12 protein-coding genes are annotated in these 12,900 nt (G+C 52.6%); 6 read left to right on the forward strand and 6 right to left on the reverse strand.

Annotated features, from left to right (window positions below):
• A partial coding sequence (locus QJQ48_RS24390; protein WP_346293857.1) for an IS1 family transposase occupies nucleotides 1-310 on the forward strand: 310 nt, incomplete at its 5' end.
• Here the strand turns inward: QJQ48_RS24390 and QJQ48_RS24395 are convergent.
• Together QJQ48_RS24395 and QJQ48_RS24400 are read right to left on the reverse strand one after the other, a co-directional pair.
• Nucleotides 254-1,192, reverse strand: coding sequence for a P-loop NTPase fold protein (locus QJQ48_RS24395; protein ID WP_346293858.1), 939 nt, complete (start codon nucleotides 1,190-1,192; stop codon nucleotides 254-256). The genes QJQ48_RS24390 and QJQ48_RS24395 overlap by 57 nt on opposite strands.
• Nucleotides 1,193-1,355: 163 nt before the next feature.
• The gene (locus tag QJQ48_RS24400) at nucleotides 1,356-2,543 is read right to left on the reverse strand and encodes an NAD(P)H-quinone oxidoreductase subunit H (protein WP_346293859.1); all 1,188 of its coding nucleotides are present in this window, start codon (nucleotides 2,541-2,543) and stop codon (nucleotides 1,356-1,358) included.
• Between the two features lie 500 nt (nucleotides 2,544-3,043).
• Between QJQ48_RS24400 and QJQ48_RS24405 the strand changes: the two genes are divergently transcribed.
• The 4 genes from QJQ48_RS24405 to QJQ48_RS24420 all read left to right on the forward strand — a co-directional run bounded on the left by QJQ48_RS24405 (nucleotide 3,044) and on the right by QJQ48_RS24420 (nucleotide 9,327).
• Nucleotides 3,044-5,575 (forward strand): beta strand repeat-containing protein, encoded by a 2,532-nt coding sequence (locus QJQ48_RS24405; protein WP_346293860.1) that lies wholly within the window; start codon nucleotides 3,044-3,046, stop codon nucleotides 5,573-5,575.
• 99 nt (nucleotides 5,576-5,674) lie between these two features.
• Nucleotides 5,675-6,241 carry a hypothetical protein gene (locus QJQ48_RS24410; protein WP_346293861.1) on the forward strand — a complete coding sequence of 189 codons (567 nt, stop codon included), beginning with the start codon at nucleotides 5,675-5,677 and terminating at the stop codon, nucleotides 6,239-6,241.
• 191 nt (nucleotides 6,242-6,432) lie between these two features.
• Nucleotides 6,433-7,080, forward strand: coding sequence for a Crp/Fnr family transcriptional regulator (locus tag QJQ48_RS24415; RefSeq protein ID WP_346293862.1), 648 nt, complete (start codon nucleotides 6,433-6,435; stop codon nucleotides 7,078-7,080).
• A gap of 456 nt (nucleotides 7,081-7,536) precedes the next feature.
• Nucleotides 7,537-9,327: a sugar phosphorylase gene (locus tag QJQ48_RS24420; protein ID WP_346293901.1), complete on the forward strand. Its 1,791-nt coding sequence runs from the start codon at nucleotides 7,537-7,539 to the stop codon at nucleotides 9,325-9,327.
• Here QJQ48_RS24420 and QJQ48_RS24425 read toward each other — a convergent pair.
• A complete protein-coding gene (locus QJQ48_RS24425; RefSeq protein ID WP_346293863.1) occupies nucleotides 9,315-9,875 on the reverse strand; it encodes a pyridoxamine 5'-phosphate oxidase family protein in 561 nt (186 codons plus the stop codon). The two genes, QJQ48_RS24420 and QJQ48_RS24425, sit on opposite strands and share 13 nt — an antisense overlap.
• A gap of 122 nt (nucleotides 9,876-9,997) precedes the next feature.
• Between QJQ48_RS24425 and leuD the strand changes: the two genes are divergently transcribed.
• Complete coding sequence (leuD, locus tag QJQ48_RS24430) at nucleotides 9,998-10,597, forward strand: 3-isopropylmalate dehydratase small subunit (RefSeq protein ID WP_428843088.1); 600 nt, start codon at nucleotides 9,998-10,000, stop codon at nucleotides 10,595-10,597.
• 3 nt (nucleotides 10,598-10,600) lie between these two features.
• Here leuD and QJQ48_RS24435 read toward each other — a convergent pair whose 3' ends face one another.
• The 3 genes from QJQ48_RS24435 to QJQ48_RS24445 all read right to left on the reverse strand — a co-directional run bounded on the left by QJQ48_RS24435 (nucleotide 10,601) and on the right by QJQ48_RS24445 (nucleotide 12,899).
• The gene (locus QJQ48_RS24435; protein WP_346293864.1) at nucleotides 10,601-11,053 is read right to left on the reverse strand and encodes a TIGR02588 family protein; all 453 of its coding nucleotides are present in this window, start codon (nucleotides 11,051-11,053) and stop codon (nucleotides 10,601-10,603) included.
• A 17-nt stretch (nucleotides 11,054-11,070) separates the two neighbouring features.
• The gene (locus tag QJQ48_RS24440) at nucleotides 11,071-11,982 is read right to left on the reverse strand and encodes a TIGR02587 family membrane protein (protein WP_346293865.1); all 912 of its coding nucleotides are present in this window, start codon (nucleotides 11,980-11,982) and stop codon (nucleotides 11,071-11,073) included.
• Between the two features lie 101 nt (nucleotides 11,983-12,083).
• The gene (locus tag QJQ48_RS24445; protein ID WP_346293866.1) at nucleotides 12,084-12,899 is read right to left on the reverse strand and encodes a 3'-5' exonuclease; all 816 of its coding nucleotides are present in this window, start codon (nucleotides 12,897-12,899) and stop codon (nucleotides 12,084-12,086) included.
• Nucleotide 12,900 lies beyond the last annotated feature (1 nt).

Consider the following 12,900-nt stretch of genomic DNA (forward strand, 5'->3'; position numbering starts at 1 on the left):
GGGTGACCATAGTGCTGAAACCTTTGCTCCACTCTGGCAAATCGTGGCTGGCTGGAACTGCTATTTCTACGTCACTGATGGCTGGTCAGTCTATCCAACCTTCATTCCTGATGGCGATCAGATTGTCTGCAAGACCTACATGACTCGAGTGGAAGGCGAAAACACCCGATTGCGGCACTATCTGGCTCGGCTGCATCGCAAAACGCTTTGTTACTCGAAGTCCGTAGACATGCTGGCTCACTCTGTCCGATTGTTACTTCACTACCTCAAGTTTGACGATGTTCCAGTGCCTCCAAGATTCATCTCTTGATTCAGCAACGCCGACTTTCTCGTTAGGTTCGGCTTCAGAATTATGGCGATCGCTCTTACCGTAAAACTTAGCCACCGGAAACAGTCGGGGCCGCACCACTCCGGCTGAGTTCAGCGCTCCTGTCACCTGCGGTTCACGGGTAGCGGCAATCGGGATGGTGAAGACAATACGAAACTGGGGCGAAAATAGCGATTTGATATTGTCTCGATAGATAGTTTCAACTCTCGAAAGATCTAGCTTGTCGAGATCGTCGATAATCACCAAAACGGGCTGCTTCGTGGCGGTTTGAATTGCGGCAGCGAGGCGATCGCACTTGCCAACCAGATCAGAGATTTTCTTTTTAAAGGTTTTCTCTAGCTCTTCCCGAAAAACCCTTTCTTGCTGTAGCTTGGCCGTCAGCAACTTGAATATCTCGAGCCCCAGGCCCAAATTACCTTTAGTCGCCTCGGTCTCCACCTGCTTGCGCAGCGTTGTATTCCAGCCCAAGAGCGTCTCTTGAATCGTCTGAGGCACCGCAATTTGCTTCTTGCTGGCATAGCTCAGCAGCATAATCGCGATCGTATACAGGATGTTGACATGGCTGACGTCGGACATCTCGATCTGATCGGCAATTGAGAAAAAGATGACCGAGTGGTTGGGGTACATCTCTACCGCTAGCCGCTTCAGCAAAGTAGACTTGCCACAGCCCCGGTGTCCAGCAAAGACAAACTTGCCGTTCTTGACAGAGGCATTGATTTCCTGCCTCAGACGCACCAGCACATCCAGGCCATAATCAATCCGAAATTTCTCAATATCGCTTGCTTCGATCAGCGGAAACAGATCGAGGTCCTGATAAGCCTGTTGAAATTGCCGAAGACGCACTTCATCCATACCAGCGGACAAGAAATCAGCCCCTTTATGCTATCTGATTGCTGCCACTGTAACTGAGCCGTTCTCACTAACTCCTAGCCGATCCAGAAACCGAGGTTCTGTCGGGCTAGCTAGAGAGACTTGGGTTGAGCCAAGAACCCCGTTTTTTCAGGTCGGAGTGCGATCGCCCCTACCGCTAACGATCCACTGACCCCATCACCACATCAAAACTCGCTAAAATCGCCACTACATCCGCCAGCTTCACCCCCTTCAGCAAATAGGGCAAAATCTGCAGGTTATTAAAATCTGCCGGACGGATCTTCCAGCGCCAGGGAAACATGCCCCCCTCGCTAATGATGAAAATGCCCAACTCTCCCCGGCCCGACTCCAACCGCACGTAGTGCTCCCCCGCCGGAATCTTAAACGTCGGCGGCAGCTTCTTCGCCAAAAACTGATAGTCAAACTCATTCCACTGCGACTTTGGCCCCTCGGTCACACGCCGCGCCTCCAGGTTTTCGTAAGGGCCACCCGGTAGTCGCTCACAGGCTTGACGAATGATCTTAAGCGACTCCGCCATCTCCTGCATCCGCACCCGGTAGCGAGCTAAGCAATCCCCCGCCGTATCCCAGGCGATCTGCCAGTCAAACTCGTCATAGCACTCATAGTGATCCACCTTGCGCAGATCCCACTTCACCCCTGCCGATCGCAGCATTGGCCCAGAGAGTCCCCAAGCGATCGCCGCCTCCCGGCTCACCGTACCAATCCCCTCGGTGCGGTGAACAAAGATGGGGTTGTCAGTCATGAGGCGATCGTATTCCACCAGGCGATCGCTCAAATAGCCGCAATAGTCCAGGCACTTCTCCACCCAGCCGTAGGGCAGATCCGCCGCCACGCCGCCCACCCGAAAATAATTGTTGTTGATTAGCCGCATCCCGGTCGCGGCTTCCCACAGATCTAGAATCGCCTCGCGATCGCGCATAGCGTAGAAAAAGAGGGCATGGTTGCCTAGATCTGAGATGAAAGACGGCCCCAGCCAGAGCAAGTGATTGGAAATGCGGGTCAGCTCCAGCATGATCACGCGGATATAGCTGGCTCGCTTGGGTACTTCAATATCTGCCAGCTTTTCCACCGCATTGACGGTAATTGCCTCGTTGAACATGCCGCCGTAGTAGTCCCAGCGGCTAACGTAGGGGATATACATCGTCGGCGTGCGGCTTTCGGCAATCTTTTCCATGCCGCGATGCAGATAGCCAATCACGGGTTCGCAGTCAATTACATCTTCCCCATCCAGGGTCAAAATCAGGCGAAAGCAGCCGTGGGCAGAAGGATGGTGCGGCCCCAAGTTGAGAATCATGGGGTCGGTTCGAGTTTGCACGAGTGTCATAGCGTTCTCCTGTAGCGAGGGATTTAGCTATCACTGCAAACTTAAGCCAGAAAAGAGAAGATTTCGAGAAGACCAATCATTTCTCGTCGTTAGACAGCTTAATGGCTCCAAAGTTCTAAAAAGTTTTATCCGCTGCTGTGCAGCCTGAAACTGTCATCAGTAATTTTGGTTATTTTCAAATTTGCGCTTAGTACTGAGATTTTAAAGTTACTTCTACGGCTTTTCCAATTGTTTCAATTGAGACCTGGCCCACTAATCTTCAGCCACGTTTTATAGGTTGTTGAGCTACACGGCTCTGAAATGGCTGAATAGCTTGAGCTTTCACAAATCCGAGTATATTAAGGCTTAACTCTCAAGAATTACCAAGAGTGACTAAAAGCAGCGTCACAAAGTCTATTTGGCTTCAGCAATTCAGAACTAGCAAAAACACTGAGAGCCCTGAAAAATATTTACGGGAACTATCTAGGAGCCTTTGCATCTAAAAGCCCAGAAAAATCCTCATGAAAAGCAAATCGAAGCATCAAAGCTTTAAAAGAATCTTTCTTGCCAAATTTTTAATTGCTGCTGGCCTACTGCAGTCAGCACTGCCTGTACTCGCTCAGTCCACTGCTGTTGGTACCCAAATTACGAACCAAGCAACTGCTCAGTTCAACTATGTCAACAATCTGGGCGTCAATGTGCTCAATAATGCCACCTCCAATACTGTCACAGTGGAGGTAGCGGAGGTTGCCGGTATTACGGTTACCGAGCAGGGTGTCACTGACAATAGCGGTGGCACTGTGGCTCCTGGAGACACCTTAGTTTATGAGTTTGAAGTGGCGAATACAGGGAATGACGCCACTCGCTTTTTCATCCCAGGACAGGTTGCAGTCACGGGAGCCGCAACGCTGACTTCAGTAGCAGTTGACTTAGATGGCGATGGTAATTTTGAAACTAACGTACCGAGTGCGGGTTTGACCACCAATGTCGTAGCGCCTGGTGATACCATTAGCGCCAATGTGACGGTAGAGGTATCGTCGGCTGCTGTCTCAGGTGACACCATTTCTGTTCAGTTTGGTAATACTGCGCCTAACGACAACAGCTCCGATACCCAAAACCAGCCGGACTCTCCTGATAGTGCTGGCTTGGACGAAGTTCGCACTGTCGATGGAGCCAATGGCGCTCTGGGAGAAACCGACGGGGCACCTATTAACGGCGAGCGAGAGGCTAGCGCCGTGCAAACTTCAACCGTTGATGCGGCTCCCCAGGCTTTTGCCACCGTGCTGAATGAGCGCACCAACTACAACAATGGAGGAACTGCTAACACTATCAATGATGACGAAGTGACCTACGGTCTCACCCTAAATGTTGAAACTTCGGCTCCGGCGGGCAGCAGTGGTTTGAATGCTGCCGATTTGGAAGGCACGCCCATCAACTTAGTTGGAGAACTGTTGCCGGTTGATCGCATCTTGATTTCTGCGGCTATTCCTGAGCAGACCAACCTAGAAAGCGTAGCAACCCCTCCCACAGACTGGACAACCGTTTACACAACCGTCCCGACCAGCGTTGATGCAGACGATGCTTTATGGACAACAGTGCCACCGGCTGATCTATCTTTGGTGACTCGTATTGGTTTTATTTACGATGGCACGCTGCCGACAGGAACCAATGAAACGGGCTTTGCCTACACCGTTGAGACGGATAACATTCTCTCTTCCAGCGCCAATATTGAAAATATTGCTCAAGTCTTTGGTGAAACGGTAGGAGAGCCTACCAATCGCCTGGTTTATGACGAGTCCGGTGACCGCAATCCGAGCAACTTCAATGACGATGGTTCGGTTGGCTCGAATACGCCTACCAGCGGTGTTGCCGACGCGGCCACCCAGGGAGAAGACACCAACAACGACAACACGGGAACTGGCCCCGGTGGTGAGGTCAATGTTCTAGAGCTGGTGGGACAAAGCCAAATTCTCAACGGCCCCAATCTCGCCCCTAGCGCTGTTGGTCCTACCGATAATAATGACGACTTTACCAATCAGGTCGCCTTTGTACCGCCCAACACCGATCCAGGAGACACCACAAATCCGCTGCCTGTTGCCTTCACTAATACGATGCGCAACCCCAACACCTCACTGCTCACCAATGTACGAGTAGAACCTACCATTACAGCTAGCACTGCTAATTTACCTGCGGGTACAGAGGTGCTTGTGGCCGATCTCAATGGTGGCCTCGCCGCTTATCGCTGGAATGGTAGCTCTTTTGATGAACTCAGCGTCCTGGGTGATTTGGCGTCTGACTTAGATTCAGCCGTGCTGACAACCTTAGATGCTTCTCTCGGTGGACTTTTAGGTAACGTACTTGGAGCGCTGACCCCGCTTCCTGGCGTTGGCTTTACCCTGGGGGCGGGTCTGCCTGTTAACTATGGCGTTGTGGTGAATCTTCCAGATGGTACTTCTCTCTCAACCGATACGAACACGGCTTTTCCGGTAACGCTACGGGCCTATGAAGATGCCAACAGTAACAATGCCTTTGATACGGGTGAAACTTACAACGATACGATTGATCGGGTTTATAACGGTGTTTTGAGACTGGTCAAGGAGTCTCGTATATTGCAGGGAGACGGGCCAGCTGTAAGCGCTGCCGACGGTGTCTTTAGCACAACGGCTAAGACGCCAGCAACTGGCAACATTATTGAGTATCGGATTACCTATACCAATATCTCTTCGCCTGATCTCGGCAGCAGCAACTCCACCTTAAATCTGACGGGAGTTATCATCACTGATGATGGGACCACCGCTGACAGCAACTGGGGTCTTGATAACGATAGCAACGGCGTGATTGATACCAGTAACGTCGTTGGCTCGGCCTCGGATAATTCTGGTGGACTGGGTTCAGTGATTACCTACTTCAGCGGTAGTGCGGGATTGACTGCCTCGACAGATATTGCTGGTCTCACCGTCGATCTCGATGTGACTCGTTATGTAGACACCGTTCTAGAACCGTTAGAGCCGGGTGAATCTCGTACCTTCACCTTCCAACGTCGCTTGAACTAGTCACCTGTAGCGTAGAGATGCCCTTCTCTGCATCTCTACGCTTGAAATTAGCTTAGAAACTCAAGGTTCAAAACTATTACCCTTTAGAGAGGTCAGTTCATGAAACGGTTTTTGATTGGTTTAAGTGCTTGTGCTGCAGTATTAGCCGCTCCCATCGCAATGGAGCTACCAGTGTGGGCGCAGGTGCAGCGGCTCGGCGGCACGATCGCTCAAAATTTACAGGCAGAAGAAAACCCCATCGTCATGCAGCTAGCCGTCGAGAAAAAAGTGGTTGAGCTAGATGCTCAAGGAGAGCCAGTTACTCAATGGCAGGTTCTCAGCGGCGAGCAGACGCAGGTACAGCCTGGGGATGTTCTACGCTACTGGCTCGATATTCAAAATATCAGCGATCGCCCTGTAGAAGACTTGGTGATTGCGCAGCCCATTCCGGCCAATACAGTGTTCGTGCTGAATTCGGTAGTAGCAGACGAGGCCGTTGCTGTCACATACAGCATTGATGGCGGCTCTCAGTTCGTGGCTGAACCGATGATTGAAGTTACACTCGCAGACGGTTCCGTCGAGATGGAGCCAGCCCCGGCTGACGCCTATACCCATATCAGCTGGGATTTTGGTGACGCTGAGCCGGAAACAGAGCTAACAGCTAACTATCAGGTTGAAGTCCGCTAGAGATAGCGTCTTCCAGCTTCTAGGCCATGAATTGGCGGTCAGTCAGGGCAAATTTCCTTGCCTGACCGCCAGCAGTATTGGCGTCCTCAAGTAATTAGCAACACATTTATTTTCATCGAATCTTAACCTCTACATTTCTTACTTTTAAGCTTGTTCATCGATCATGTCTGCTAAGTATGTGGAACTGACCGATGACAATCAGCCAAACGCAGCCTCGTCCGGACTTTGTTGAAGTGCTTGAGCAGCTGTATCGGGAGCGATCGCTCACCTCGTATGGCGCTGGTCAGTCAATTCCACTGCGTCCCCACGAAGTTCTAGTAGTTTGTCGGGGCGTGATTCAGCTTTTTACCCTGCAGCCTGACGGCAGTGAGACTTTGCTGGGATTAGCAGGTCCCTCATCTCCCATTGGCTTGCCTTTGACCACAGTTGATCCCTACTGGGCTACAGCACTGACCGACATCGATGTTCTGCCGCTTTCAATGACCGAGATTGAATCCTCGCCAGTGCTGATGGCCGGTTTGTTTCGGCAGATGACCCGCCGCCTGCAGCAGTCAGAAGCCTGGCTCGCGCTCTCCGGTAAGCGCTTAGTGGGCGATCGCCTGCGCCACTTGCTGATGATGATTGCGGATGAATTTGGTCAAATCGATGAGTCGGGGATTCGCATCAATATTCGCCTCACCCACCACCAGCTCGCCACCGCCATTGGCACCACCCGCGTCACCGTGACCCGCCTGCTGAAAGATTTTAAGGCTGAGGGCTGGCTGACTACGCGCCAGCGCTTTTTGATTTTGTCCCCTCCCATTTCAGGGTTCAATACCCTCTCACGACTCGTTGGTTAGGTAACAAAACCCAGGGCGATCGCCACAAAAATTAAAACGACGGTGAAGACTGGTTAATACTCACCGCAATTGTCTGCTACTGAGCTAGGGTAGTCGGAATTGATACTGGCACGATCTGTTGCGCAGACCGTGAATGGAGTAAACCGATACGCTTTAGACAAAAATTGCGCCCTATACTGCCTGTAATTCCTGCAATTAAGATTTACGCAGCAAGCTATTTTTAGATAGCTGTCGAGTTTCAGTTCTACCGATTGCTGCTATCTTTAGCCTGTTTACACTCGCTAGATGGCTTCGAGGCGGCTAGCCTGACGACTCGGCCCTCATCTAACATTTTTCCATCGCCCTATGTGTCGCCCATCAGGTGAAGCAGATTACTGTTTCAGACGGTGGGCATTGTCCTCGCAGCAGTCTGCGATCGCGCCGCTCAAGCTTGTCCAGCCAGGAGAAGATGCAACCGTGCTCACCTCTGTCAATAAATACGAAAAGTTTTCGTCTCACATCAAGCCCCTACTGACAATTATTTACGGTTCAGAGGTGACTGAGGCGATCGCCCCTCGCCTGTTTTCACTGCTTGAAGAACACTTTGGCGATTCTATCGACGAGGACTTTCGCAAATGGAGCCAGGATAATGTGTTGCTCATTGCCTATGGCGACAACATCTACAGCCAGGAAGATGAAAAACCTCTAGTCACCCTCGATCGCTTCTTAGAAAAATACCTTAAAGACACGATCACCGGCGTCCATATCCTGCCGTTTTTTCCCTACAGCTCCGACGACGGCTTTGCGGTGATCGACTATCTGCAGGTCAACCCTGAGCTAGGGGAATGGCAAGATATTAAGCGCATTTCCAGCCAGTTCAATCTCATGGTCGATTTTGTGGTCAACCATGTTTCTAGCGAGTGCAAGTGGTTCAAGCAGTTTAAGCAAGGTAAAAAACCGGGCTGCGACTATTTTGTCGAAGTCGATCCCAGAGAAGATCTTTCAGCGGTTGTGCGGCCTCGCAGCACGCCGGTGCTGGTCAAGGTCGATACGGTCAACGGGGAAAAACACGTTTGGGCCACCTTCAGCGAAGACCAAATTGACGTTAACTTCGCCAATCCCGACGTTCTAATCGAGTATCTGGCTATTCTGCTGTTCTATATTCAGGCAGGCGCTCGCTATGTGCGCCTAGATGCGGTTGGCTTTCTCTGGAAAGAGATTGGCACCCCCTGTATCCATCTGCGCCAGACCCACGCCATTATTCGCCTGATGCGGGAAGTGCTGCAGATGATTGATCCGGGCATTGCCATCATCACTGAAACCAATGTGCCCAACCGGGAAAATCTGAGCTACTTCGGCAACCGCAACGAAGCCCACATGATCTACAACTTCAGCTTGCCGCCGCTGCTGCTGAACGCGCTGCTGCAGGGCAAGTCTGAGCACCTGAAGACCTGGATGATGAGTATGCCCCCAGCGCCTCTGGGCTGCGCCTACTTCAATTTCACTGCGTCCCATGACGGTATTGGCCTGCGTCCAGCGGAGGGACTTTTGGCCGAGGACGAATACCATGCGCTGCTGGAAACGATGCAGAAGTTTGGCGGCAAAATCAGTATGCGCAAGCAGCCCGATGGCTCTGAAAGCCCTTATGAGGTAAATATTTCACTGTTTGACGCGCTCAAGGGCACAGTCGCAGGCGAGGACGAGTGGCAGATCGAGCGTTTTATCTGTTCTCAAACGCTGATGATGTCTTTAGAAGGGATTCCGGCGTTCTATATCCACAGCCTGCTCGCAACCCCCAACGACCACGACCACGTCCAGCGCACCGGGCGCAATCGCTCCATTAACCGTCGTCGCTGGGAATATGAGGAATTGGAGGCCCAACTCCAAAATCCCGACTCGACCCATGCCATCGTGCTCAAAGAGCTGTGCCGTCTGATTAAGATTCGGCGCCAGCAGGGCGCTTTCCATCCCAACGCCACCCAGTACACCCTGCACCCGCTTAATCCGGCCCTGTTTGCCTTCTGGCGACAAAGCGTCACCCGCGATCAGAGCATTTTTTCAATTCACAACCTCAGCAAAGAACCCCAGGAGCTACAGCTAGGGCACCTAAACTTAGTCAGTACCGATACCTGGTGCGATCTGATCAGCGGCGATCGCTTTGAGGATTTTGAAGCCGTTCACGTTCTGCAGCCCTACCAGTCGCTGTGGATTACCAATAAGGTAGACACCCAAGAAGAGGTAGATGGCTGGTCGGTCTATTTGTCTTGAATCTGACTCAGCGGCGTCGGCAAGCCGTCAATACTCTGGCTGCCCTTGGCAAGCTGATACTCTTGCAGGCCGCGATCGCCTTTTTTCCTAGCCCAGTTTACGAGAGTGTCTCGCTGCCCTTCATAGGCGTAGAGCGGTACGCCAAAGCCGCAGGAGGTTTGGACGCGGTGAATGTCGGCCAGGATGAGCTGGCGGCCTCCCGGCAGATGGGGAAACTGGGGGGCGATTGCCTGCCAGTCGGCATCGCTGGGTAAAACCACCCGGCCCTGACCGTAGAGCCGCAAAATTTGCGGCGGGCCAGCAAAGGCACAGAACATGAGCGTGATCCGGCCATTTTCCTGAAGATGGGCCGAAGTTTCATTGCCGCTGCCCGTGAGATCCAAATAGCCTACCTGCAAGGGCGATAGCACCCGAAAAGTTTCTAAGCCCTTAGGGGAGAGATTGACGTGTCCCTCAGCAGCAAGCGGGGCAGTGCCGACAAAGAAAAGGTGCTGGCTGGCAATGAACTGCTGTAATTCTGGGGTGATAGTGGGGAAGAGTTTAGCCATTGGAGAGGAGGGTGAGTGATGAGTAGGGGGTGATGGGTAGAGAATCACCATTAGTGAATAACATAGTCGAAGGCGCTAAGATGGGGAAGTTTCGGCAGCAGTTGAGTCAAGCAGTAGTCATTATGAACGAAGTTCAAGCAATCACCGGACGAGCCATTCCCCTCCCAGGCGACGACATCGACACCGATCGCATCATTCCGGCTCGGTTTCTGCGCTGCGTTACGTTTGATGGTCTAGGGGAGCAGGTTTTTGCTGACGATCGGGCTCAGACCAACGGTGAGCATCCCTTCGATCAGCCCCAGTATCAGGGAGCCGAGATTTTGTTGGTCAACCGCAACTTTGGCTGCGGATCCTCGCGGGAACACGCCCCCCAGGCGATCGCTCGCTGGGGCATCAAGACGCTGATTGGCGAAAGCTTTGCCGAAATCTTCTTTGGTAACTGTGTGGCAATGGGCATTCCCTGCGTCACCGCCGATACTGAAACGCTCAAGCAGCTTCAAACTAAGGTTCAGGCCAATCCTCAACAATGCCTAACCTTGGATCTTCAGGAAATGCAGGTCCGCTGCGGCGACTTCACAGCGCCAGTAACGATGAATGAGGGGGCGCGTCAGATGTTTCTCAGCGGTACCTGGGATGCCTGTAGTCAGCTAGTGGCGAATGCCACCGAGATTAAGGCTGCTGCCGCCAAGCTGCCCTACATGAACTGGCAGCAGGCTGGATAAATTTTACGGTAAGCGATAGCTGGCGACGCGGATAATCAGCTCCCCAGCTTGGGGATTGTGGTTAAACACAAAGCTGCCCCGCTTGCGCTCATTGCCAGAGAGGAAGTCAATTTGCTGCTCTCCGGTTTCATCGTCGATGCCGTCGATGTGCAGCTCAGCCGTTACCTGAACTGTCCGCGCAATCCGCCCGCCGGTATTGATTATTTCAAAGGGTACATAGTAGTGACTATCGGTTACCCGCGCCGTCTCGGTGATCTCAACCTGAAAAGCCGGGGGACGATTCTGATTCACCCGCCAGTCATAAACCACTAGACCGACCAAAATTGCCAAAATCAGCGTCGTAACGCCCAGGGTAATCCACTCTGCTAGGGTGCGAGGCGGATCGGCCAGAGCGATAGTATTTTCATGTTCAGAGACGGGCGCTGGCGCTTTTGTAGAATCGGGCGAGTTGGGCATACGCTCAAAACAAAGGCTTAAATCAGAATTCGCCCTGCCGCTCCACCGATGGCCGCTGGCAGCGCTAGAACAATCGTATCGCCTAGCCATTCCTGCCAGGGATCTTGCAGCGTCAACTGCTGGAAGAAAATCAGCATGATGACGGCGGCGAGAAGGGCGACCAGGTAAGCCACCAGGGTTTCTGTGATCGGGCTAATCAGCAGTCCTCGCTGTCGCCGCTCGCTGCGATCGCTAAAGCCTGAAGCAAAGACAATGCCGTAGGAACAGACCAGGGAAGCGGCCATGATGAGTAGCAGCCACAGCGGCGGAATGTCGGCGGCTAGGATGGGGATTTCTTCAGTCGGGGCGATGCTGAAGGCAATCAGCAGCGCTCCAATCAGGGTAGCATCTAGGTCAACTAGGGTGTCCCGTAAGCTTGCCAGGGAGGGATCGGCTAGCAAGCGCGGACGATTGACTTTACGACGAGTTCGATTGTTGAGGCGATCGCGGTTAAGCGTCGAGCGGGCCAAAGCCACGCCGATAGAAAAAGGTACCCCTTCAAAAATTAGCTTGCCCAACGCTTCTGAAAGCGGCGTTTCTAGCGTGATGCGGCGGAGCAGCACCAGGGCGATCGCGGCGCAGACCAGTCCAATTCCCAGGGCTTCGATACTTTCTAAAATTGCCTCTAGCGGATGCAGGGTCAGCGTCCGCCGGAAGCCCTCAATCTCAGTTAGCAGCAGCACGATGATAAAGGTAGTACCGAGAACGCCCAGCAGCAGAGGCGACTGGGCCGCTGAGCCAATTGACCAAACCTCAACCGTATACAGCAGCGGAATACCAAACAAAAAGCTACCGGAAGCTCCTCGCAGTACCGCTTGGAGTTCTTCACGCCAAATATTAATCTGACTGTTTGAGTTGCCTACTTTTGAAGTGTCGCTATCAGCTTTCACACTGCCTATTGGTTTAAGGACATGAGTCAGGTTTGCCGCTCTAATCTTGACATGCTGGCTCACTCAACGTCGATCCGCTACAACTTTGGGTTTGAAGAAACTTACAGCAAAGAAAGCTGCTGCCCCTGCTGACTCCAAAAGACCTGCTCCACGTCGCGGCGGCGATAGAGGGGCTTTTGGCTACGAGACATGCGGTTTTCGGCACCGGCTTGTTCTAGTAGGCTTTGGGTTTCTGATCTGGGGCGCTGCAGCAGCTTGGCCGCATCCTTGAGTCGCATCCACTGCTGGCCAAACTGCCGGAGGATAACCGCCTCTGGCTCCTGCTGAATTTGTCGTAGCAGATAGGCTGCTAAGTACCAGCAGGCCAGCGTGTCTGCTGCCGCTCGGTGCGACTCATCCACCTGAAAGCCAAAATGTTCCACCAGTCTTGGCAGGCTGCGCGAAGGCAAATCCGCCAGCATGAGCCGCGAGAGCAAAACCGTGCAGAGCCTTTCATCCGGCGATCGCTCAAACGTCTGGCCTAGCCGCTCGTACTCGGCCTGTAAGAAGCGATAGTCAAAAGCTAAGTTATGGGCCGTAAGAATGCCCGTGTTGAGGCGAGTATGATATTGCGGCCAAACTTTCTCAGGGGCGATCGCCTGATCTACCATTGCCTGAGTGATACCCGTGACGCGGGTGATCACTTCTGGAATCGGTACGCCAGGGTTGATTAAGTGGGTTTGCTGATCTTGGATGCCCTCTGCCAAACTGGCCTGCAGCACCGATACTTCAATTGCTCTTGCTTTCTCCGGCCGTGATCCGGTCGTTTCTAAATCGACGACGCTGAAATTGGCCTGGCTGAGCTGTCGGTAGTGAGCGAGCAGTTCAGTTGACAGCAGAGAAGATTGCCACCTGGAAGATTGCGAAATTTCAGTCATG

It is taken from the genome of Sphaerothrix gracilis Ecp01 (assembly GCF_030405905.1).
Classification (GTDB): domain Bacteria; phylum Cyanobacteriota; class Cyanobacteriia; order Phormidesmidales; family Phormidesmidaceae; genus Sphaerothrix; species Sphaerothrix gracilis.

Coding starts and splice junctions, on each gene's coding strand:
- QJQ48_RS24400 (WP_346293859.1), bottom strand. CDS start 2,543: ATGACACTCGTGCAAACTCGAACCGACCCCATGATTCTCAACTTGGGG.
- QJQ48_RS24405 (WP_346293860.1), top strand. CDS start 3,044: ATGAAAAGCAAATCGAAGCATCAAAGCTTTAAAAGAATCTTTCTTGCC.
- QJQ48_RS24410 (WP_346293861.1), top strand. CDS start 5,675: ATGAAACGGTTTTTGATTGGTTTAAGTGCTTGTGCTGCAGTATTAGCC.
- QJQ48_RS24415 (WP_346293862.1), top strand. CDS start 6,433: ATGACAATCAGCCAAACGCAGCCTCGTCCGGACTTTGTTGAAGTGCTT.
- QJQ48_RS24425 (WP_346293863.1), bottom strand. CDS start 9,875: ATGGCTAAACTCTTCCCCACTATCACCCCAGAATTACAGCAGTTCATT.
- leuD (WP_428843088.1), top strand. CDS start 9,998: ATGAACGAAGTTCAAGCAATCACCGGACGAGCCATTCCCCTCCCAGGC.
- QJQ48_RS24435 (WP_346293864.1), bottom strand. CDS start 11,053: ATGCCCAACTCGCCCGATTCTACAAAAGCGCCAGCGCCCGTCTCTGAA.
- QJQ48_RS24445 (WP_346293866.1), bottom strand. CDS start 12,899: ATGACTGAAATTTCGCAATCTTCCAGGTGGCAATCTTCTCTGCTGTCA.